Source organism: Micromonospora sp. NPDC047762, assembly GCF_043204655.1.
Classification (GTDB): Bacteria; Actinomycetota; Actinomycetes; order Mycobacteriales; family Micromonosporaceae; genus Micromonospora.
In genome coordinates, this window is record NZ_JBIDCQ010000013.1 from 134960 (window position 1) to 156862 (window position 21903).

Annotated in this window: 14 protein-coding genes; 5 read left to right on the forward strand and 9 right to left on the reverse strand. The window is 73.2% G+C overall.

Annotated features, from left to right (window positions below; translation table 11 throughout):
- Nucleotides 1-4 precede the first annotated feature (4 nt).
- Nucleotides 5-418 (forward strand): roadblock/LC7 domain-containing protein, encoded by a 414-nt coding sequence (locus ACGF3C_RS31060; protein WP_355008432.1) that lies wholly within the window; start codon nt 5-7, stop codon nt 416-418.
- A gap of 79 nt (nt 419-497) precedes the next feature.
- On the opposite strand, the gene ACGF3C_RS31065 is transcribed toward ACGF3C_RS31060, so the two are convergent.
- Nucleotides 498-1841, reverse strand: a complete 1344-nt coding sequence (locus ACGF3C_RS31065) for a GH1 family beta-glucosidase (protein ID WP_355008392.1) — start codon at nt 1839-1841, stop codon at nt 498-500.
- Nucleotides 1842-2689: 848 nt separating this feature from the next.
- Between ACGF3C_RS31065 and ACGF3C_RS31070 the strand changes: the two genes are divergently transcribed.
- Entirely contained in the window at nt 2690-5596 is a 2907-nt protein-coding gene (locus tag ACGF3C_RS31070; protein WP_393227278.1) for a glycoside hydrolase family 48 protein, read from the forward strand.
- Between the two features lie 365 nt (nt 5597-5961).
- Here the strand turns inward: ACGF3C_RS31070 and ACGF3C_RS31075 are convergent, their stop codons facing one another.
- Nucleotides 5962-6630 (reverse strand): DUF3159 domain-containing protein, encoded by a 669-nt coding sequence (locus ACGF3C_RS31075; RefSeq protein WP_357228349.1) that lies wholly within the window; start codon nt 6628-6630, stop codon nt 5962-5964.
- 170 nt (nt 6631-6800) lie between these two features.
- Here ACGF3C_RS31075 and ACGF3C_RS31080 point away from each other — a divergent pair, with 170 nt between their 5' ends.
- Nucleotides 6801-7688, forward strand: coding sequence for a phosphatase PAP2 family protein (locus ACGF3C_RS31080; protein ID WP_357228334.1), 888 nt, complete (start codon nt 6801-6803; stop codon nt 7686-7688).
- 36 nt (nt 7689-7724) lie between these two features.
- Here ACGF3C_RS31080 and ACGF3C_RS31085 read toward each other — a convergent pair whose 3' ends face one another.
- A complete protein-coding gene (locus ACGF3C_RS31085; protein WP_357228331.1) occupies nt 7725-8588 on the reverse strand; it encodes a DUF1028 domain-containing protein in 864 nt (287 codons plus the stop codon).
- A 47-nt stretch (nt 8589-8635) separates the two neighbouring features.
- Nucleotides 8636-9856 (reverse strand): low temperature requirement protein A, encoded by a 1221-nt coding sequence (locus ACGF3C_RS31090; RefSeq protein ID WP_357228328.1) that lies wholly within the window; start codon nt 9854-9856, stop codon nt 8636-8638.
- Nucleotides 9857-10009: 153 nt separating this feature from the next.
- On the opposite strand from ACGF3C_RS31090, the gene ACGF3C_RS31095 reads away from it, so the two are divergent.
- Nucleotides 10010-10993, forward strand: a complete 984-nt coding sequence (locus ACGF3C_RS31095) for an LLM class F420-dependent oxidoreductase (RefSeq protein ID WP_357228346.1) — start codon at nt 10010-10012, stop codon at nt 10991-10993.
- A complete protein-coding gene (locus ACGF3C_RS31100) occupies nt 10990-11781 on the forward strand; it encodes an SDR family oxidoreductase (protein WP_357228325.1) in 792 nt (263 codons plus the stop codon). The genes ACGF3C_RS31095 and ACGF3C_RS31100 overlap by 4 nt, the downstream gene beginning before the upstream one ends.
- 89 nt (nt 11782-11870) lie before the next feature.
- Here ACGF3C_RS31100 and ACGF3C_RS31105 read toward each other — a convergent pair whose 3' ends face one another.
- The 5 genes from ACGF3C_RS31105 to ACGF3C_RS31125 all read right to left on the reverse strand — a co-directional run bounded on the left by ACGF3C_RS31105 (nt 11871) and on the right by ACGF3C_RS31125 (nt 21865).
- On the reverse strand, nt 11871-14261 hold the full coding sequence (locus ACGF3C_RS31105; RefSeq protein WP_393227280.1) for a transglutaminaseTgpA domain-containing protein: 2391 nt from the start codon (nt 14259-14261) through the stop codon (nt 11871-11873).
- On the reverse strand, nt 14237-15409 hold the full coding sequence (locus ACGF3C_RS31110; RefSeq protein WP_357230165.1) for a DUF58 domain-containing protein: 1173 nt from the start codon (nt 15407-15409) through the stop codon (nt 14237-14239). The genes ACGF3C_RS31105 and ACGF3C_RS31110 overlap by 25 nt, the downstream gene beginning before the upstream one ends.
- Nucleotides 15410-15423: 14 nt before the next feature.
- Nucleotides 15424-16419 carry a MoxR family ATPase gene (locus ACGF3C_RS31115; RefSeq protein ID WP_124777372.1) on the reverse strand — a complete coding sequence of 332 codons (996 nt, stop codon included), beginning with the start codon at nt 16417-16419 and terminating at the stop codon, nt 15424-15426.
- A gap of 27 nt (nt 16420-16446) precedes the next feature.
- The gene (locus ACGF3C_RS31120; RefSeq protein WP_357230167.1) at nt 16447-19062 is read right to left on the reverse strand and encodes a fibronectin type III domain-containing protein; all 2616 of its coding nucleotides are present in this window, start codon (nt 19060-19062) and stop codon (nt 16447-16449) included.
- Nucleotides 19063-19255: 193 nt separating this feature from the next.
- Complete coding sequence (locus tag ACGF3C_RS31125) at nt 19256-21865, reverse strand: tetratricopeptide repeat protein (protein ID WP_393227283.1); 2610 nt, start codon at nt 21863-21865, stop codon at nt 19256-19258.
- Nucleotides 21866-21903: the final 38 nt, after the last annotated feature.

A 21903-nucleotide genomic window follows, 5' to 3' on the forward strand; every position in this document is an offset into this window, starting at 1 on the left:
GACGTTGAGCCAGGAGGCGCGTGACCTGAGCTGGCTGGTGAGCGCGTTCGCGGAGCGGGTGCCGGGTGTGGCGCACGCGGTGGTGGTCTCCTCCGACGGGCTGCTGGTGGCGATCTCCGATCACCTGCCGCGTGACAACGCGGACAAGCTCGCCGCGGTGACCTCCGGGCTGATGAGTATCACCGCGGGCGCGGCCTCGATGTTCGACGGCGATATCGTCAAGCAGACGGTGGTCGAGATGGGCCGGGGCTACTTCCTGGTGATGCAGATCCGCGACGGTTCGATTCTGGCCACGCTGGCCGCCGGTGACGCGGACATCGGCGTGGTGGGCTACGAGATGGCCCGGTTGGCCAAGCAGGCGGGGGAGATGCTCACCCCGGCCCTGCGGGCGGAGTTGCAGCAGGCGCTGCCCCGCTGAATGAGCCGGCCGAGGCCCGGACGGTCGCGGCTCACCCGAGCCGAGCCGTCCGGGCCCGGGCGTCCGGGTGGCGGCGCGTTCAGAAGCCGCCGTCGGCGATGACCGAGCGGTACCAGGTGGCGGAGTTCTTGAGCACCCGACGCTGGGTGGCGTAGTCCACGTAGACCAGGCCCCAGCGCTGGTCGTAGCCCTGGTCCCACTCGAAGTTGTCGAGCAGTGACCAGACGTGGAAGCTCTCCAGCGGCACTCCCTCGGCGATGGCCCGGTGCGCGGCGGTGAGGTGGTCGCGCAGGAACCTGATCCGCCCGGTGTCCTGGACGGTGTCGTCCGCGCCCAGGGTGTCCGGTGTGGGCAGCCCGTTCTCGGTGATGGTGAGCGGGATCGGCCCGTATTCGCGGGTGATCCGGGTCAGCAGGTCGTACATCCCCTCGGGGTAGATCTGCTGCCATTCGGCCTCGGAGGTTTCCCAGCGGTGCGTGGTGCCGCCGTCGCCGGTGACGTAGATCGGGGTGTAGTACTGCACCGCCAGCAGGTCGACCGGCGCGGAGATGGTCTCCAGGTCGCCGTCGCGGATGCCCTGGGCCATCCGGCTCTGCGGGCCCAGGTCGGCCAGCAGGTCCTCCGGGTAGCTGCCCTTGAGCAGGGAGTCGAGGTAGAGGCGGTTCTCGTAGGCGTCGTAGAGGTGGGCTGCCGCGGCAGCCTGCGGGGAGTCGTCGGCGGGGTAGCAGGGGTGCAGGTTGAGCGCGGGGCCGATGCGGCTGTCGCTGCCGGTGGCGCGCAGCGCGGCGACGGCGTACCCGTGGGCGAGTTGCAGATGGTGGGCGACCAGGTAGGCGGCGTCCGGGTCCTGCCGCCCGGGGGCGTGGTGGCCGGTGAGGTAGCCGTTCTGCACCACGGTCTTGGGTTCGTTGATGGTGAGCCAGGCCGGCACCCGGTCGCCGAGGGCGCGGAAGACCACGTCGGCGTAGTCGGCGAAGCGGTGGGCGGTGTCGCGTGACTCCCAGCCGCCGGCGTCCTGGAGCGCCTGCGGGAGGTCCCAGTGGAACAGGGTGGCCATCGGGGTGATTCCGCGCTCGTGCAGGCCGTCGAGGAGGCGGCGATAGAAGTCGAGGCCGCGTTGGTTGGGCGTGCCGGTGCCGTCGGGCTGGATCCGGGGCCAGGAGATGGAGAAGCGGTAGCTGCGCAACCCGAGGTCGCGCATGAGGTCGAGGTCCTCGGCGTAGCGGTGGTAGTGGTCGATGGCCACGTCGCCGGTGTCGCCGTTGCGGGTGCGACCTGGGACGCGGCTGAAGGTGTCCCAGACCGACTCGCCGCGCCCGTCCTCCTTGGCGGCGCCCTCGATCTGGTAGGCGGAGGTGGCCGCGCCCCAGCCGAAGTTGTCCGGGAAGCGCAGCGGGCCGGCGGGCCCGGTAGGTATCGACATGGATTCTCCTCATGGATACGGGGCCACCGCCGAAAGATTCGGGAGCGCTCCCATGATAGGGCAGACGCTGCCGGCCGGTCAGCCGGCCGTCAGAACGGCCGGCGCTGGCGGTTGGGAGGCGGGTGTGGGCCCCGAGCAGCGAACGAGGCCGTCCGGGCGGCGCGGCGCGCCTGTCCCGTCGGCCTCTTTTCCTATCGTGTACGGGGGTTTAGTGTGGGGACGGGGGAGGGCAACCCCCGTCCCCACCGTAACTGCACACACACGGGCGGAATTTGGGTCCTGCCGTGCGTGTCGCGCGGGAGCCGGGCCACGCGAGTGGCTCTGGTTCCACCTCCCTCCCTGTGGCGGGACGATGGCTGACGACGGCGTCCGGGCTGGCCCGTCGTCGGCCCTCGGTCTGGTTCCCTGGGCTCGTCAGGACGACCCCAGCGATCTTCTTGTTGGAACCTTGTCGATGGAAGCGCTCCCATCGACCGATGTTGCGACTGTAACGCCCGTCACGCCTTTGTGAAAGACCCAAAACGAGATCGAAACAAGGAGCTGATCCAGCGCTCCGTGCGCTTGTTGTGGGAGCGCTTCCATGGCACACTGTCGATTCGACGCGACAGGAGCCACATCGCGTGAGTGCGGGTCCACCGAGGGCAACCGGCAGCGCCAGCTCCGGTCACGGTCACCCGAGCGCAGCCGGCGGGACCCCCTCCCGTGCGGGCCGCGACCGCCCTACCCCGGCCGGGCCCGGGGAAGACCACCTTCCCGGCGCCTCGACATCCCCGCGGACCACCACCACCCTCGCGGGCAGGCGCCTCGCCGGGGACCATCCCGGCCTGGTCCGAGGAGACACCGCGCACATGAGACAACTGGCAATACGCCGCCGCGTGGCGCTCGCCGCCGCCGCGCTGCTCGCCATCGGCGGGGTGACCCTGCCTGCCGGCGCCGCACAGGCCGCACCGGCCTGCGACGTGGTCTACGCGACAAACGACTGGAACACCGGCTTCACCGCGAACGTCACCATCAAGAACCTGGGTGACCCGGTGAGCAACTGGACGCTCAAGTGGACCTTCCCGACCAGCGGTCAGCGGGTCACCCAGGGCTGGTCGGCCAGATACAGCCAGACCGGCAGCGAGGTCACCGCGACCAACGAGTCGTACAACGGCAACCTTGCCACCGGGGCCTCCACCACCATCGGCTTCAACGGCGCCCACTCGGGCAGCAACCCGAAGCCCACCTCGTTCACGCTCAACGGCACCCCCTGCAACGGCACCCCGGCCAACCAGCCGCCGACGGTCTCCCTCGGCCTGCCGACCGGGCCGTTCACCGCGCCGGCCGACGTGCCGCTGACGGCCACCGCCAGCGACCCGGACGGGACGATCAGCAAGGTCGAGTTCTACCGCAACGGCCTGCTGATCAACACCGACACCTCCGCCCCGTACGCGTACACGCAGGAGGACCTGCCGGCCGGCAGCTACACCGTCCAGGCCAAGGCGTACGACAACGCCAACGGCATCGGGGTCGACGAGAAGGCGTTCACCGTCGGGGCCGCCACCGGCCCGACACTGGTCGCCACCCCGTCCGCCGTGAGCGTCGCCGAGGGTGGCAGCGCCACCTTCAACCTGAAGCTCAGCGCCGCCCCGACGGCCAACGTGCCGGTCACCCTCACCCGCACCGGTGACACCGACGTCACGGTCTCGCCGGCCACCGTCACGCTGACCCCGAGCAACTGGAACACCGGGGTCACCGTCACGGTCGCCGCGGCGGAGGACGCCGACACCGTCGGTGGCGCCGCCACCATCACCGCGTCCGCCACCGGTCTCGCCTCGCTGGCGGTCAGCGCCACCGAGATCGACAACGACACCCCCGGCGGCGACAACGCCTACACCGCGAAGTTCCTCGAGCAGTACGGCAAGATCAAGAACTCGGGCTACTTCAGCCCCGAGGGCGTGCCGTACCACTCGGTGGAGACGCTGATCGTCGAGGCGCCCGACCACGGCCACGAGACCACCTCGGAGGCGTTCAGCTTCTGGCTCTGGCTGGAGGCCTACTACGGCAAGGTCACCCAGAACTGGGCCCCGTTCAACAACGCCTGGACGGTGATGGAGAAGTACATCATTCCCACGCACGCCGACCAGCCGACCGCCGGCTCCGCGGGCACCCCGCAGTACGCCGCGGAGTACAACCTGCCCAGCCAGTACCCGTCGGCGCTGAACCCGAACGTCCCGGTCGGTCAGGACCCGCTGCGCTCGGAGTTGCAGTCCACCTACGGCACCGGCGACATCTACGGCATGCACTGGCTGATGGACGTCGACAACACCTACGGCTTCGGCCGCTGCGGTGACGGCACCACCAAGCCGGCCTACATCAACACCTTCCAGCGGGGCACCCAGGAGTCGGTGTGGGAGACCATCCCGCAGCCCTCCTGCGACACCTTCAAGCACGGCGGTCAGTACGGCTACCTCGACCTGTTCGTCAAGGACACCGGCGCCCCCGCCAAGCAGTGGAAGTACACCAACGCCCCGGACGCCGACGCCCGCGCCGTGCAGGCCGCGTACTGGGCGCTGACCTGGTCCAAGGCGCAGAACAAGCAGGCCGACGTCGCGGCCACCATCACCAAGGCCGCCAAGATGGGCGACTACCTGCGGTACGCGATGTTCGACAAGTACTTCAAGAAGATCGGCAACTGCGTCGGGGCCAGCACCTGCCCCGCCGGCAGCGGCAAGGACTCGGCGCACTACCTGCTGTCCTGGTACTACGCCTGGGGCGGCGCGTACGACGCCAGCCAGAACTGGTCCTGGCGGATCGGCTCCAGCCACAACCACTTCGGCTACCAGAACCCGTTCGCGGCCTGGGCGCTGACCAACACCCCGGAGCTCAAGCCGCAGTCGTCGACGGCGGTCGCCGACTGGACCAAGAGCTTCGAGCGGCAGCTGGAGTTCTACACCTGGCTGCAGTCCGCCGAGGGTGGCATCGCCGGTGGCGCCACGAACAGCTGGGACGGTAGCTACGCCCAGCCGCCGGCCGGGACCAGCACCTTCTACGGCATGTTCTACGACGTCGACCCGGTCTACAACGACCCGCCGTCGAACCAGTGGTTCGGTATGCAGGCCTGGTCGATGCAGCGCATCGCCGAGCTGTACCAGCAGACCGGCAACGCGAAGGCCAAGGCGCTGCTGGACAAGTGGGTGCCCTGGGCGATCGCCAACACCACCCTCGGCACCAACTGGTCGATCCCGTCGGACATGGCGTGGACCGGTCAGCCGACCACCTGGAACCCGTCCAACCCGCAGCCCAACACCGGCCTGCACGTCGAGGTCATCAGCAAGGGCCAGGACGTCGGTGTCACCGCCGCCTACGCCCGGATCCTGATCGCGTACGCGGCCAAGTCGGGCAACGTGGCGGCGAAGAACACCGCCAAGGGGCTGCTCGACGCGCTGTCGGCCGCCAGTGACGCCAAGGGTGTCTCCACCACCGAGACGCGCGGCGACTACCGGCGCTTCGACGACGTCTACAACGCGTCCACCGGGCAGGGCCTCTACGTCCCGTCGGGTTGGACCGGGAAGATGCCGAACGGCGACACCATCGCCGCCGGCAAGAGCTTCCTCGACATCCGGTCCTTCTACAAGAACGACCCGGACTGGCCGAAGGTGCAGGCGTACCTGGACGGTGGTCCGGAGCCGACCTTCAACTACCACCGGTTCTGGGCACAGGCTGACGTCGCCATGGCGTACGCCGACTACGGCAGCATGTTCCCGAACGGCTGAGACGACCCGGGGTGGGTGGCGTGGACCGCCCACCCCGGGATTCGGCCCCGGTCCGGGGAACGACGGACCGGGGCCGGCGGGACGGCCTGACACCCACGGTCAGGCCGGGGTGGGCCGGCCATCTGGCCGACGCAGCGGATCGGCTGGCCCACCCCACCGCCCGGACTGGAGCCAGCCGCGAAAAAGCCCAGAAATTCGGGCCGTCGCGGGATCACACCGAGGTCTGTGACGGAGTAACGTACGTCACCGGAGAGGCCGCTCCCCCCGTGGCGGCCTCTCCACTTTTTTTGCCCCGAGTCCGGCCGCTTGCCCGCCCCGATTCCGGCCGCTTGCCGCGCCGAGTTCGGCCGCGCGGGACCGGGTTTTCAGCGTGGCGGCACGACCGGGTGACGCAACCCCGGGTGCCCGGCCGGCAGCGAGCGCCGCAGCACCACCCAGCTCAGCGCCAGCGCCGCGGCGACCAGCGGCCAGGTCAGCGCCACCCGGGCCACCACCAGCGCGAGCACCTGCCCACCCAGGTAGAGCGGCACGAACACGGCCACCCGCAGCAGGTAGGTCACCGTCCACACCCAACTGGCCCGGCCGTACCCGCGCAGCAGCGCCGGGTCGCGCCGCCACCCGGCCCGCTGGCCCAGCACCGCGCCGACCAGCACACCGAGCAGTGGCCACCGCACCACGATGCTGACCGTCCACGCCAGAGCGCTCGCGGCGTTCGACAGCACCTGGATCAGAAAGAAGTTCTCGGCCCGGCCGGTGCGCACCGCGATCAACGCCGCGACGCAGACGGCCAGCAGCCCGATCAGCACCGAGCGCGGCCGGTCACCCCGGCGCAGCCGTACGCCGGCCACCACCGCGCCCACGGCCAACGCCGCGCCGACCCCGCCCCACAGCGACTCGCCGCCCAGCAGCCAGCCCACCGCGAAGGCCAGCGGCGGCAGGGTGGCGTCGATCGCGCCGCGTCGCCCGCCCAGCAGATCCGTCAGCGACTCGGCGCGCGCCGGCCCACCCGGGCCGGTGTCGCCGCCCGTCGGCACCGGCCCCGCCGACCCCGGATTGTCGCCTTCACCCTGCTCCGGGCCGGTCTCGGTCGGGCCGCCGTCGCGCTCCGGTACTCCGCTCACCACCGCCTCCTCGCCTCCGGCACAACCTAACCGGCGATTGATGGCGGGCCACCGGTCGGACCGCCGGCACCTGCCGCTACGGTGTGCGGATGCGCGCGACGGCACGGGGTTGGACCGCGGTCTGGTTGGTCGTACTGGCCCTCGTCCAGGCGGCCGCCTTCCTCGCCGTGTGGCGGGTGGCCGTGCACTCCGAGATAGGTCAGTGGGTGGACACGGTCGCCCTCACCGGCAACCGGATCGGGCAGGACACCATCGACGGCCCCGTCGACAAGATCCTCAACGCGATGTCGGTGGTCTCGCTGCTGGCCGCCACCGCGACGATCGGGTTCATCGCGCTGATCCGGGGGCGGATCGCCCTGGCGATAACCGCGACCCTGCTGATCGCCGGAGCGAACGTCACCACCCAGTTGCTCAAGTACGGGCTGAACCGGCCCGACTACGGTGTCGACCCGGAACGCGCCGCGGTGGGCAACAGCCTCCCGAGCGGGCACGCCACGGTGGCCGCCTCGGTGGCGGTCGCCCTGATGCTCGTGCTGCCACGCAAGGTACGAGCCGTCGGTGCCTTCATCGGTGCCGGGTACGCCGCCGTCGCCGGAGTCGCCACCCTCTCCGCCGGCTGGCACCGACCCAGCGACGCCGTCGCCGCGTACCTGGTGGTGGGTGTGTGGGCGGCATTGGCCGGGTTGCTGCTGCTGGTCACCCAGCGGGAGCAGGCCGAGATCGCCCCCGGCGACGCGCACCGGGTCGCGGCGCTCGTGCTCGGGCTCGGTGGTGTGCTCGCCCTGGTGGCCTGCGGGCTCTCCCTGTCCTGGTTGCTCGACCTGCGCGACACCGGGCCGGAGGAGCTGGCCCGCCGTCCCCTGTTCGTCGGGTACGCGGGCAGCGCCGCCGGGATCGCCGGCACGATGGCGGTGGTGATGGCGTTGGCGCTCACCGTCGTGCACCGGCTGGTGCCCCGGGTCAAGGGCTGAGCCAGCCGGCGTAGCCACCTGGGCGGCCGAGCGGGCTCAGCTCGCGGCGCGGGGTGCGGGGACGTGCGGGGCGACACCGCGCAGGTGGGTGAGCACCACCGGGTCGATGCGGCCCGGCACCAGCCGCTCCTCCAGGTTCTCCAACCCGGCCCAGGAGATCAACGCCGCTTCCGTGCCGTCCTCGTGCACCCTGTGGCCCAGCGCGCCGAGCAACGCCGCCACCTCGGCGGCGACCGCGCCGCTCAGGTCGAGCAGGGTCGCCGGGTCGGGTCGGCCGAACAGCATGGTGTGCACAGTGAGCAGCCGACCCAGCTCGGCGATCGGGTCCGGGTGGTCGTCCACGCGCAGGTCGACCACCACGTCGCTGGTGCCGCCGTACCCGCCGCCGCGCTCGACCACCAGCAGACCGGCGCTCTGCCGGCCCCGCCGGTCGCCGCCGGCCTCGTCGCCGGCCCGCAGCGCGGCGACCAGCCGCTCGGCGAACGGCAGTGCCGCTCCCGCCTGCCAGGCCGCGCCGAGGGCGTCGACGACCTCCGGCCCGGTGAGGATGTTGCCCTGCGCGGCCCAACCGTCGCCGGTCCGCCCGCCGGCCCACGGATGGCAGGCCGGCCCGGTCCAGGTGGCACCCGCACCGGTGGCCCCCACGACGCCGAGTTGGCGGTGCTCCCGCTCGGGGTCGGCGGCGATCAGCCCGGCCACCACGTCGGCGGGGGCCACCCCGGTGCGCAGCAGGGTGAGGCCCTGCGGGCGGTAGGCGAGGTTGACGTGGGCCTGGGTGGCCAGCGCACCGACCTCGGCGGCGGCGGCCGGGACCAACGCTCCGGCGGCGAGGAACTTGCTGGCGACGGCGACGCCGTGCAGGCGCCCGTCGGCGGAGCGGGCGACGAGGGAGAAGGTCACCGGCCGAGATTAGCCTTCCGCGCCGCCGTGACGCGGGCACGCGAGGCTCAGAACGGTGGCGCGGCGGCCTCCGGTGGGGCGCCGTGGGCCCGACGGGCGTCGGCCACCGCGACAGCGGCCAGCACCACCGCTCCGACCGCCGTCGCGGCCACCCCGGGCAGGTGCCGCAGCGGCACGGCCGACGCCAGCAGCACCAGGAGGGCGATCCACCGGGACGGGGAGACCCGTGCGAACACCTCGTACTCCAGGCGGGACCGCCCGGCCAGGAACAGGATCGGACCGCCGAGCACCATGACCAGCCACGGCCCGGGAATCCGCTCCAGCGGACTCTCGATGATCAGCTCGTATCCGACAGCTGTGGAAGCGAGACCGATCACCATCAGCAGGTGGGTGTCGGCGGCGGAACGGCCGATGGTGGCGGGGTGCCGGGCCTTCGTCACCGCCTCGCCCAGGATCCGCCCGGCCCGCTGCACGTAGATCCGCCACAGCATGATCGAGGTGGCCAGCGCCAGCGCGAACGCCCACGCGTGCCCGGTCTCGTACGGGCCCTTGCTGTACGCGAAACCGGCCACCAGGATCGTCTCGCCCAGCGCGACGAGGAAGAACTGCTGGTACCGCTCGGCCAGGTGCTCGCCGGCGATCTCCCACTTCGAGATTCTCGAGCGGCCCAGGCCGGGCACCGGCCAACCACAGCGGGCCGCCAGGTACTCCACCGCCAGCGCCGCCGACCAGAGCGCCACCTGCCCGTTGGTGCCCAGCATCGCGCCGCCGATCCAGAGCACCCCGCTCACCGCGAAGATCACCGCCATCCGCACCTTCAGCCGGCGGTACGGGTGCGGGCCCAGCGCGATCGACAGGATCACCGGCCGGGTCACCTGCGCGATCACGTACGCCACCGCGAACATCAGCGCGGTCTGGCTGAACGCCCGGGGAATCGCGACCCCCATCAGCATGCTGCACACCAACGCGGTGATCACCACGGTCTGCAACGGCACCCGGTAGGGGTCGTAGCGGCTGGTCGTCCACGCGGTGCCCTGCCAGACCGCCCAGAGCGCGAGAAGCAACAGCAGTGTCTTGCCGCTGCCGGTGACCGCCTCCCAGATGTACTTCCGGCCCGACTCCTCGGTCAGGTCCTCGAACGCGCGCGCCGAGATCCGGGTGAGCGCGAAGACGAACACCAGATCGAAGAAGAGTTCCAGGAAGGTGGCCCGACCCGGTGTGGCCACCCCGGGGACCGGCTCCAGGTGTCCTGCCGCCCTGAAACCCATGGTCAGCGGCCTGCGCCGTCGGTCCGGTCCACCTCGAAGTGGTAGCACTTCCACCGCCACGCACGGTCGGAAACCGGCGATTCTGCCCAACCCGGGGATCTTGCTCGGGCCCGCGTCAACGGGCACGATCGATCGGTGACGAATCGATGGGGCATGACGGTGCCGCTGAGCGGGATCGCGCTGGCGCAGCACGACGCGGCCTACGCGGCCCTCGACCGGGCCGGGTTCACCGACGTCTGGTCGTCCGAGGTCGCCGGGACCGACGCGTTCACCCCGCTGGCGCTCGCCGCGGCCTGGCAGCCGGGGCTGCGGCTCGGCACCGCGATCACACCGGTCTTCACCCGAGGCCCCGGTCTGCTCGCGATGAGCGCGGCAGCGCTGGCCGAGGCCGCGCCGGGCCGGTTCTCGCTCGGCATCGGCGCGTCCTCACCCGTGCTCGTCCGGGACTGGAACGCCGTGCCGTTCGACGAGCCGTTCCGCCGCACCCGCGACGTGCTGCGCTTCCTGCGCGCCGCGCTGGCCGGCGAAACCGTCGACGAGGCCTACGACACGTTCACCGTCCGCCGGTTCACGCTGGAACGACCACCGGCGGTGCCGCCATCGATCCTGCTCGCCGCGCTGCGCCCGGGGATGCTCCGGCTGGCCGGCTCGGAAGCCGACGGGGTCATCCTCAACTGGCTCAGCGCCGACGACGTGCCGCGCGCCCTCGCCGAGCTGGGCGAGCGCCGCACCGGCTTCGAGGTCGCCGCCCGGATCTTCGTCTGCCCCACCGAGGACACCGTGTACGCCCGGGCGCTGGGCCGTCGGCTCATCACCAGCTACCTCACCGTCGGGGCGTACGCCGAGTTCCACCGTTGGCTCGGCCGCGACGAGACGCTCGCGCCCATGTGGGCGGCCTGGGCCGCCGGTGACCGGCGCGGGGCCAACGCGGCAGTACCCGACGAGGTGGTCGACGCGCTGGTGCTGCACGGCTCACCGGAGCGGTGCCGCGCCGAGGTGCGCCGCTACGCCGACAACGGGGTGGACGTGCCGATCATGGCGCTGTTGCCCACCCCCGAGGTCACCACCGGCGGGGCGAGCGCTCTGCTCAGCCTCATCGCCCGGTTGGGCGCCGCCACGGTGGAGGTCAGCGCGTGAACCTCACCGACCGGATCGTGGTGGTCACCGGCGGGGCCGGCGGCATCGGAGCGGCGCTGTCGCGCCGATTCGCCGCCGAGGGGGCCGCCGCCGTGGTGGTCGCCGACCTGGACGCCGACGCGGCCCGCGCGGTGGCCGAGGGCATCGGCCCGGTCGCGCACGCCCGCGCCCTCGACGTCACCGACGAGGAGCAGGTCCGCGCGCTGGTCGCCGACACCGAGCAACGGTACGGCCGGATCGACCTGTTCTGCGCCAACGCGGGGGTGACCACCGGCGGGGGAGTGGAGGTCGACGACGCCGGATGGGACCGCGCCTGGCGGGTCAACGTGCTCGCCCACGTCTACTCGGCCCGCGCGGTGCTGCCCGGAATGCTCGTCCGGGGCGGCGGGCACCTGCTGCACACCTGCTCCGCGGCGGGTGTGCTGACCGCTGTGGGCGACGCCCCGTACACCGCGACGAAGCACGCCTCGGTGGGGTTCGCCGAGTGGCTGGCCATCACCTACCGGGACCGGGGCATCCGGGTCAGCGCACTCTGCCCACAGGGGGTGGACACCCCGATGCTCGCCGACGGGCTCGCCGACGCTCACCTGGGCGCCCGGGTGGTCGCCGCGTCCGGTGCGGTGCTCACCCCGGACCAGGTCGCCGACGCGGCCGTCGCCGGGCTGGCCGAGGAACGTTTCCTGATCCTGCCGCACCCCGAGGTCGCCGACTACGCGCGCCGTCGCGCCGAGGACCCGGACGGCTGGCAGGCCGGTATGCGCAAACTCATCCGCCGGCTGACCGCCTGAGCCGCTACCGCGGGGGAACTCGTCCGACGGCCAGGAGGTGGGCGCTGGAGCTGATCAGCGCCGGCTCGCTGCCAACGCAAAGCTCTTGATCAGCGCGGGGAGCGGCGGGCGCGGCGCAGGGGAGTGGGGTGCACGGACCAGAGCAGGCGACGCCACCAGGGGCGGGCGGAGCGCAGGGTGGCCACGTAGGCGGTGGCCACCTCGGCGGCGCGAGCCGCCTGGTCGGGTGTTGCGGCGCCGGGGGCGAAGCCCACCTGGTTGAGCAGGGCCGCCAACTCGTCGACGGCCGGGCCGGACGCGTCTGCCTGCGCCGTGCCGCTGGGCGCGACGGTGCCCGGGTCAGCGACGGCGCCCGGGTCAGCGACCGCGTCACCTCCGCTCCGGGCGAGACGGGCATCGGCGAGGGTTTGGCGGGCGTGGCCGGCGACCTCGGTCGCGGCCAGGTCGTCGCCGACCGGTCTGCCGGCCAGCCGGAGCGCGTCGGTGACCTCCCGCCAGGCGCCGGCGATGCGCTGGCCGGGGTCGCCCCGCACGAGCCGGCCGCGGGTCAGCGAGCGGCGCATCGCCAGCAGGGTGAGCAGGAGCGCCCCCACCACCAGCAGCAGTCCGCCGCTGCCGCCGGCGACCAGCACCGGCGTGGAGAGCCCGTCGTTGCCGTTTGGGGCGTCGGCGGCGGTCGCCGGTTCCGGTGAGGCGCTGGGCTCGGCGGTCGGTGCCGGCGCCTCCGACGGGGGCGGGTCCTCCGGCGTCGGGCGGAAGTCCTCCTCCACCGGTCGCGGCTCGTTGTCGGGGCGGGGCAGCGGGTCGAACGGCACCCAGCCCAGCCCGTCGAAGAGCACCTCCGGCCAGGCGTACGCGTCACCGGCCAGCACCGGCCCCTGCCCGCTGGTCCGGAAGCCCACCACCACCCGTGTGGGCAGCCCGGAGAGCCGGCCGAGGACCGCGAAGGCCGCCGCGAACTGCTCCGAGGTGCCCTCCTGCCCGCCGCCGTTGCGGGGCCCGAACAGGAAGAAACCCAGGTTCGGGTACGCGTGCCCGCTCGGCGCGTCCGCCACCACCCGGTAGTGCTCGGCCAGGAACTGCTCGATCGCCGACGCCCGCGCGAACGGGGCACCGTTCTCCTCGGCGAGTTGGGTGGCCAGCCGGCGCATCGGGTCGGGCACCCCGTCGGCGACCCGCAGCACCCGGGCCACCTCCTCACCGGCGGGCACGTTCGCGCTGGCCAACAGATTCTGGTCGGGGCGTTCCTCGGCGGAGGTCACCGCGTACCGCAGCCCCGGCGTCAGCCCCTCCGGTCGGATCAGCGTCCCGCTCGCCGGGTCGTACGCCACCCGCGCGCCACTGACCTCCCGGGGTGTCGCCACGGCGGGCAGCAGACGGCCGCTCAACTCGGCCACGCTGATCTGCTGCCGTACCGTCCGCACGGTGCTGTCGCGGGCCACGGCAGCGGCCGGCAGGATCCGCCCGGCGTTGCGGTACGTCGCGCCGACGCGCCAGGTCACCCCGTCGTAGTCGCTGAGCACCGCCAACCGGATCCGCACACTGCGCGCGGTGTCCGCTGCGGGATCGGCCTCCGGCGGGGGGCCGGCGGGTGGTGCGTCGGGGCGTTCCGTGCTCACGTCGAGGAGTTTCTGCTCCGGGTGCAGCGCCCAGCCGGAGATGCGGATCAGCGGGTTCTCGTCGAGTGTCTGCACCTGCGGTGGCTCCACGTACCGGCGCGGGTCCACCGGCCGGCCGTCGACCTGCTCGGCGACGACCGGGCCGAGCAACGCCACCAGCCCGACCACCAGTGCCACCCCGAGCGCCGCGCTGGTGGCCAGCCGCAGTCGCACCGCCGCGCGTACCCCGGGGGTCAGCTCGGCGCTCGGATCGCCGCCGCCCGCCGCGGTGCGGGTGGGGGTGGCCAGGCCGAGGGCCGCGACCGCGACGAACACCACTGTCGACCCCACCGCCGGTTCGGCGTTCGGGCCGACCACGTAGAGGGCGGCGGCGTAGAGCCCCGCCGCCGGCAGATAGCCCAGCAGCACCCGGCCGGTGCGCAGCGCCACCTCCGCGCCGGTCAGCCCGGCCAGCCAGGCGGCGACGACCGGCACCAGCACGGTGTCCGGTGTGGGCTCCACCGGGATCATCGCGGTGAGCAGCCGGGGGATGCCGTTGCGGGCGGCGTCCGCGCTGACCTCCAGCAGGCCGCCCGGCAACTCGGCGCGGGTGGCGGCCATCCGCAGCGACCACAGTGTCCAGCCGGCCATCGCGGCCACCGACACCGGCGCCACCAACCAGGACGGCAGCCGCCGGGCGGCCACGCTGACCAGCACCGAACCCGCCGCCGCGCCGATCACCAGCCAGGTCAGCAGGTTGCCCGCGTACACCCGGCCGAGCACCACCCCGGCGAGCGCCGTCAGCCCGATCAGGGCCAGCGGCAGGACCGCCGCCCGCAGCACCCGCCCGGCGAGCGTCACCACCGGCGTACCCCGTCCCACTCGGCGGCGAACTGCGCGCCGTCGGCCGCGTCGACGACCACGAGACCCGCGGTGCCCGGCGGGGTCGGTTCGGCCGCGCCGAACACCGCGACCACCACCGACGGGTACGCCCCGCGCAGCGCGCCAAGGTGCCCCAGCTCGTCGCGGCCAGCGGGCCCGGTCAGGAAGATCAGCGTGTCGCCGAGCCGGTCCTGTCGCAGTCGGGTGGTGGCCGCCCGCACCGCGTCACCGTCGTCGGACAGGTCGGCGGCGGCGAGCCGGTCCAGCGGCCCGAGCGCGCCGCCGGCCTCGCCGCCGGGTGTCGTGGCCTCGGCGGGCTCGGCGGCGACCATGAGCAGCAGCACCGGCAGGTCCGCGCGGTGCGCGGCGGTGACGACCGACGCCGCCGCCTCGCAGGCCGACTCGAACGACTCCGCCACCCCGCCGACCCGCTGCGGGTGCGCGGCAGCACGGTTGTCCAGCAGGACGACCAGGCGCGGCAGGCTGGTGTCCACGTTCTCCCGCACCATCAGCTCACCCACCCGGGCGCTGGTGCGCCAGTGCACCCGGCGCAACTCGTCGCCGACCACGTACTCCCGCAGCGAGTCGAACGTGATCGACCCGTGCGGGACACCGTCCACCCGACCGTCGAGGCTGCGGCCCGCGCCTCTGGGCACGGCCGTCAGCGGATGGATCCGGGGGTGTACCCAGACCGGCACCGCCGCACCGTACGGGCGGGCCAGCGCCACCAAACCCAGCGGATCCCGGCGGGTCACCCGCAGCGGCCCGACCAGCACCACCCCACGACGGTCGGTCGGCACGTCGTAGCGGACCTCGGTGTCCCGGCCGGGTCGCAGGCGCAGCACCGGCACCGGCACGGTCCGCTGGCCGCACCGGTCCTCGGCCAGCAGGTTCGCCGAGCGCAGCCGCCCGGTGTTGCGCACTGTCAACGTCATGCTCGCCGGCTCGCCACGCGCCACCCGGTCCGGGTCCGCACGACGGGTCACCGTCAGCCGGGGCCGCCAGGCCGCGACCAGCGCGGCGTAGCCGACGGCCGCGCCGGCCGCCGCGCCGAGCAACGTCAACTCGGGGTACGCGAACCGGAAACCCGCCCCCAGCAGCACCACGGCGGCGACGAGCAGCCCGACCCCACGGGCGGTGATTCCCATCGCGCTACTGCCGGTCAGCCCTGCACCGGAGCGGGTTGCCCCGACGGCAGCGGCACCGGCACCGACGCGACGGCCTGGCGCAGCACCTCCGCGGGGGTCATCCCGCGCACCTGGGCGTCCGGGGTGAGCAGCAGCCGGTGCGCGAAGACCGCCTCGGCGAGCGCCTTCAGGTCCTCCGGCATGATCCAGCCCCGCCCGTCGATCAGCGCGTACGCGCACGCCGCACGGGTCAACGCGATCACACCCCGAGGGCTGACGCCGACGCGCACCTGCGGGTGGGTGCGGGTGGCAGCGGCCAACCGGACCGCGTACGCGTAGAGCGGCTCCGCGATGTGCACCCGGCGGGCCATCCGGACCATCTCGCCGACGGTGGCGGTGTCGGTGACCGGGGCGAGCGCCTCGGGGGACCGCACCGTCGCGCCGCGCAGCACCTCCACCTCGACGGCCTCGTCCGGGTAGCCGACGGAGAGTTTCACCAGGAAACGGTCCAACTGCGCCTCGGGCAGCCGGTAGGTGCCGTCCATCTCCACCGGGTTCTGGGTGGCGACGACCAGGAACGGCGACGGCACCGGGTGCCGGACCCCGTCCACAGTGACAGTCCGTTCCTCCATCACCTCCAGCAGCGCCGACTGGGTCTTCGGCGACGCCCGGTTGATCTCGTCGGCGATGACGATGTTGGCGAAGACCGGCCCCGGATGGAACTCGAAGTCCCGGGTCGCCTGGTTGAAGATCGTCACGCCGGACACGTCCGAGGGGAGCAGGTCGGGCGTGAACTGGATGCGCCGCCACTCACCCTTAACAGTGGCGGCGATGGCCCGTGCCAGGGTCGTCTTACCGACCCCGGGCACGTCCTCCAGCAGTACGTGACCCTGGGCGAAGAGCGCGGTCAGCGCCAGCCGCACCACCTGCGGTTTGCCGAGCACCACAGCGTTGACGTTCTCGGCCAGCCGGGCGGCCAGGGCGGCGAAGCCCTGCACCTCCGGCTGGGTGAGCGGCTCGTGGGTGTTCACGGTCGGTGGTGCTCCTCGCCTGGTGGTTCAGCAGGTGGGCAGGACCTTGATGTCATCGCCGCCCTCCAGGTTGAGCCAGGCCCACGGGATGTAGTTCTTCCCCTTGTAGTTGACCTGCACCCACCAGGTGCTGCGCTTCTCGTTGTTGTAGATGTAGGCGTAGACCTCTTCGCCCGACTTCTTGCAGTACGCCTGGAGCCGGGTGCCGGGCTTGGCCCAGCCGGCCTGCTGGTCGTTGTCCTGCCGGGTGACCTTGAAGACCTCGTTGCCGTTGCGGCCTTCCCGGTCGCTGTCGCAGTAGGTCGACTCGGGCCCGGATGCGCCGTTGCGGCAGGTCGCGATCCCGTACAGCGCCTGGGTGGCCTGCGCCTTCGTGGCGGTGCCCTTGCCGGCGGCGTTGCTCGCCGTCACCGTGAACGTGTAGCTGGTGCCCGGCGTCAGGCCCGTCATCGTGATGCTGGAGCACGCCCCGGTCTTCGCCGGTTCGCCAGTCGTGGTCAGCGTGCAGGTGGCCTGACCGCCACCGGCGTCCACTGTGAACGTGACGGTCGCCCCGGTGGCCGTCGACGACGAGCCGGTCACAGTGACCCGTGGCTCGGCCACCGTGCGGGCCGTGGCGGTGGCCTCCGGGCCGGGCCCCGCCTCGTTGACCGCCTTCACCTTCACCGTGACGTTCTGGCCGTTGCCCAGCCCGGTGACGGTCGTGCGGGTGTCGGTCACCTCGCTGACCCGCCCACCGACGTCCACCAGGTACTTCGTCACCGGCCGACCGTTGGCCTCAGCCGGCGCCCACTGCACCGTCACCGCGCCCGGCTGGTTGGCGACCGTGCCGGCGCGCAGGTCGAGCGGCCGACCGGGCGCCGCGAACGGCACCACTGTGTTGCTGACCGGCGACGCCGCCGACCCGGCGCCCTTGCTGTTGACCGCCACCACCGTGAACGCGTACTGGGTGCCGAACTCCAGCTCACCGGCGGGCACCACCAGCTCCGTCTTGGTCGACTCACCGGCCGGCGCGTTCGTCCCCGCCGAACTGGCCGTCACCGCGTACCTCGCGATGGTGTTGCCCTGCCCGTTCGCCGCCGGCCACTTGACGAGGACCGTGCCGTCCGGCCGTTCTTGCGCCGTGACGCTCGCGGGTGGGTCGGGCACCGCCGCCGTCGGCGTCACCGGGTTGCTGTTGCGCGGCGGGCCGTCGCCCTTGGCGTTGACGGCGTGCACCGCGAACCGGTACGTCTCGCCGTTGGTCAGACCCTTGACCTCCACCGCCCGCTGGTTCGCGCCGACCTCCAGGCGCTGCCCGGCGCCCTGCACCACGTACTTGATGATCTCGGCGCCGTTGGCGGCGGCCGGGCGCCAACTCACCCGCGCCTGGGCGTTGCCGGCGGCGGCGGTGACGCTGCGCGGCGCGCTCGGCTTGCCCACCCGCGGCTTCTTCGGCGGAGGCGGCGGCGGGGGAACCGGCGGCGGGTCGCCGCCGAGCACGTCGTTGGCGTACTTGTTGACCTCGCGCACCTGGTGCTTGTCGTCCACCACCCGGGCGGTCGACGAGTCGGGGGAGTTGATGAACAGGTGGTTCTCCCGGACCTCCAGCTCCAGCGGCCCGTTGGCCCGCCCGCGGATGGTCTCGACCAGTTGACCCGCCGCGTCGAAGGAGTAGATGGTGCCGGTGGCCTCGTCGGCGCAGTAGACCCGGTTCGCCCAGGCCACCGCCGGGCTGAGCCGGTCCCCCTCACCCGGGACGGTGAACGCGCTCTCCTGCCCACCGTCACCCACCAGCAGCACCCGCCGGTCGGCGGTCACGGTGACCGGCACCCGTGGGCCGCTGGTACGCGACGGCAGGGCCGCCGGGCCGGACAGCGTCAGCGCCGTCGGGTGCACCTCACCGCGCTGCACCCGCACCAGCTTCCCCGCCGTCCGGTCGAGCACCGCCACCCCGTCGTCGAGGGTGGAGACCACCAGCTCGTGGCTGGCGTCGGCGACGTCGTACGACTCGACCCGCTGCGGGCTGAGCCCGGCGCTGGCTGTCGCCGGCGCGGACGGCAGCTTGGCCGCGGTGATCGCCGAGACCGTGCCCTGGCTGGGCACCGCGATCCAGAGCCGACCCTTACCGTCGAAGGTGCCGCCCGTGATGCCCGGCGGATAGCGCACCGGCTCGCCGACCGGGGTCAACGACCGTGGGTCGAGCTGCCGGACGATGCCCTGCACGGCGTCGACGACGAACGCCGCGTCCTCGTGCAGGGCCACACTGACGCCCAGGCCGGGGGTGGTCCGGGTGGTAGCGCTGAGCTGGAGGGTGGCCAGATCCAGGGAACTGACCTGCCCGCTCTGAAGGTCCCGCAGGATCAGCAGCCGGTCGGTCTGGGTGATCTGCATCGGATGCTGCCGGGCACCGGGGATCTCCGTGCGGGTGTCCACCCGGGCGGTGACCCCGTTGACCCGGGCCAGCTCGCTGCGCGCCGTGCTCCACAGCCAGGAACTCGCGTCGTAGTTGGCCACCGCGTTGTCCGCCGCGCCCAACCCGAGGACGGTCAGCCCCATGGCTGCCAACAGCGCGGCCACCGTGCCGACGGTCACCAGCCCACCGCGCAGCCGGGACCGGGAGCGGGGGGCCTCGGCCTGTACGGCGTCGTCGATGCTGGCCACAGCCGGCTGCCTCCCCTGAGTCGTGGCAGGTGGCGCGCCTTCCGGCGACCCCTCCCCTGAGCCGGGTGCCATCATATGGCGCTGGTGGTGGCGGGGGAACCCGCACCGTCACCCCTGTGGATACCGAGAGTGTGCGTTGTGGACGTCCAGCTCAGCCCGGTTCCCGCTCGACTCGGCGCGGTTTCGGCGCGACTCAGCGCGGCGACGCCCGGCCGGAGGGCTCCCCGCTCGACGTGGCTCCACGCTCCCGCGCGGTGCACACCTGTCCGGAAGTCGCAAAGCTGTCAGTGGAGTAGACCGCCAAAACGGTGAAACAGTGATCCACTCGGGAGTTCAACCCGTTGACCGTGTAGCTGGTCCGGCCCGGGTCCACGGTGGCCATCACGCCCAGGGCCTGCCCGGCCCGACCTGCGGCGACCATGAACGGCACCGCGCCGCCGGTCGGGTCCGTCCAGGTCAACGTGATCGTGGTCGAATCGTCCCGCAGCGTGAGATCGCCCGGCGGAAGCCCGGCCGCCGTCGGTGCCGCCGCCGTCGGCGCGGTCCCGGCCGGCGGCGGATCGTCGCGGGTCAGCATCACCGCACCCAGGCCCGCCACCGCCACGACGGCCACCCCGGCCGCCACGACCGCGCCGACCAGCGCCGCCCGGTTGCGGCCCGTCGACCCACTGTCATCGGCGTACGCCGGCCGGTACGCGTCCGGCACCGGGTGGTACTGCTGACCCGGGTACGGCGCCTGGCGCTGGTCCTGGGCCGGGTACGACCCCTGAGGTGGCTGGTGGTGGTACTGCTGGACCGGCGGCGGCGCGGCTGGCGGTGCCAGCGCCGGGTCGGCGCCGACGGACGAGGGCCAAGCCGGCTGCGCAGCGGGGCTCGGCTGCGCGGCGATGGGGCCTGCCTCAGCGATGCCCGGGTTCGCCTGGGTGCCTTCTCGGTGAGTTGGCGCGGCGGTGGGGTGCGGTTGGGCGGCCGTGAGGTGCGTATGCGCGGCGGTGGGGTCCGCCTGTGCGGCGGCGGGCCAGCCCGGACTGGTGTCGACCCCGGCCGGGCCGCGCTGCGCCGGAACGGACGGCAACACCACGGTCTGGTCGGACAGCGCGCCAGGAGCCCGCTGAGTCGGCACCACCGGGGCGTCGAGGATGCCCAGGCCAGAGTCGACATCCGCGCCGGTACCGCCCGCGTCCATCATGGCCTGCCCAGCCACCGGGGCCTGCCCGGTGGTGACTGTCTGCGCGGCCGTAGTGCTCTGGGTGGGGGAGTCGGCACCTGGAGTTGGCAGGGGCTGCGGTGGGGCGCTGCTGCTCCAGGGTGGTGCGGTCAACCCCCAGGGCGGTACGGGTGGTGCGCTCACCGGCGGCGCGGAGACGGGCGGCCCGTAGGGCGGCCCCGAGACGGGCGGCCCGAAACCGGGCGGCGCGGACACGGGGTAGGTGTGTCCGGGTGGTGCGGACCCGGGTGGGCCGTAGCCGGGCGGTGCGGACACGGGGTAGGTGTGTCCGGGTGGTGCGGACACTGGTTGGGCGTAGCCGGGTGGTGCGGAGACCGGGTAGGTGTGTCCGGGTGCCGCGGACCCGGGTGGGCCGTAGCCGGGCGGTGCGGAGACAGGGTATGGGTGGGCCGGCGGTCCCGAGACTGGGTACGGCGGGCTGGGGGGCGCGGAGATCGGTGACGGGGTCACTGGCGGTGCGCTGATCGGCTGGGCCGGCGGCCCGCTCACCGGGTACGCCGGCCCTGGTTGGCCGACGGTCGGGGAGGGGCTGCCCGATGATGTCGCCTCGGTGCCGGACACGGTGTGCGATTCGCTCGACGTGGTTGGCCGGGCGGCGGCTCGGGCGGCTTCCTCAGCGAGCAGCGGCTCGATCTGCCGTACCTGGATGGTGGGGTTGTCCCAGCGAGGTGCCGGCACCGCCGGTGTCGCCGGCGGAGCGGTCGACGCCGAGGCGGTTGGGGTCGACGTCGCGGGTGGCACGTCGACCACCGGCGGGGTCGCGTGACCGCCCAATCGTTGGCGTGGTGCGACGGTCGGCCCGGACGGCGCTCGGTCTGCTGACCGCTGCTCGGCCGGCGTCGACGGAGATGCCGGCTGAACGGGCATCGCCCGAGGGGCTGGCACCGGTGCCGGGGTGGCGTGGCCGGGCGACGGGGGTGTGGCGGGTGCGCGTACCGCCGGAGGGGTTTGTTGGGGTGCGGCCGGCGGTTGCGGCGCCCACTGTGAGACGGCGGGCGGCTGGCCGTCGGCGGAGGGCCGCATCGCGGCGAGGGTCGCCAGCGACAGGGTCGGGCCGGACAGCGCCGACCGGCCGCCCGGCTCGGTCACCGGGGCGGCCGGGGCAGCATCGAGCGTCGGCGCGGGGTGGTGCTCGCCCGGGGGCGGCGGGGGTGGGCCGAGGTAGTCGCGGGCTGCGCGTACCGCCGGGTGGTTCTCCCCCAGTGCGGCGGGCCCGGCGGTGGCGACGCGGGTGTAGTTGCGGCGGGCCTCGTGCCGGTTGCCGAGCTCCTCGGCCACCTCGGCGAGTTCGAAGGCGAGGGCGAGCATCAGCGGGTCGGAGTGCTGCCAGCGCCGCTCGCCCGCCGCGAACGCCTCCTCCAACACCCGGCGGGCGGCGAGCGGGTCGTCCCCCTCCCGGTGCAGCCGTGCCAGCAGGTGCGCGGTGTGCAGCACCTCGGGATGGTCGTCACCGTACGGCGGGGGAGCGGCTTCGACGACCTCCGCGAGCAGTTGCCGGGCGGCGCTGAGGTCGCCCGCGGCGCGCAGGGCGAGGGCTCGGTGCTGGGCGGCTGCCAGGGGGGAGGGATGGGACACGTGGCAATGCTGCCGTCACAGGGCCGCCGGACGCTACC

Excerpts from the sequence above, each read along its gene's own strand:
- ACGF3C_RS31070 (WP_393227278.1), top strand. The coding sequence starts at position 2,690 with ATGAGACAACTGGCAATACGCCGCCGCGTGGCGCTCGCCGCCGCCGCG.
- ACGF3C_RS31095 (WP_357228346.1), top strand. The coding sequence starts at position 10,010 with ATGACGGTGCCGCTGAGCGGGATCGCGCTGGCGCAGCACGACGCGGCC.
- ACGF3C_RS31110 (WP_357230165.1), bottom strand. The coding sequence starts at position 15,409 with ATGGGAATCACCGCCCGTGGGGTCGGGCTGCTCGTCGCCGCCGTGGTG.
- ACGF3C_RS31090 (WP_357228328.1), bottom strand. The coding sequence starts at position 9,856 with ATGGGTTTCAGGGCGGCAGGACACCTGGAGCCGGTCCCCGGGGTGGCC.
- ACGF3C_RS31065 (WP_355008392.1), bottom strand. The coding sequence starts at position 1,841 with ATGTCGATACCTACCGGGCCCGCCGGCCCGCTGCGCTTCCCGGACAAC.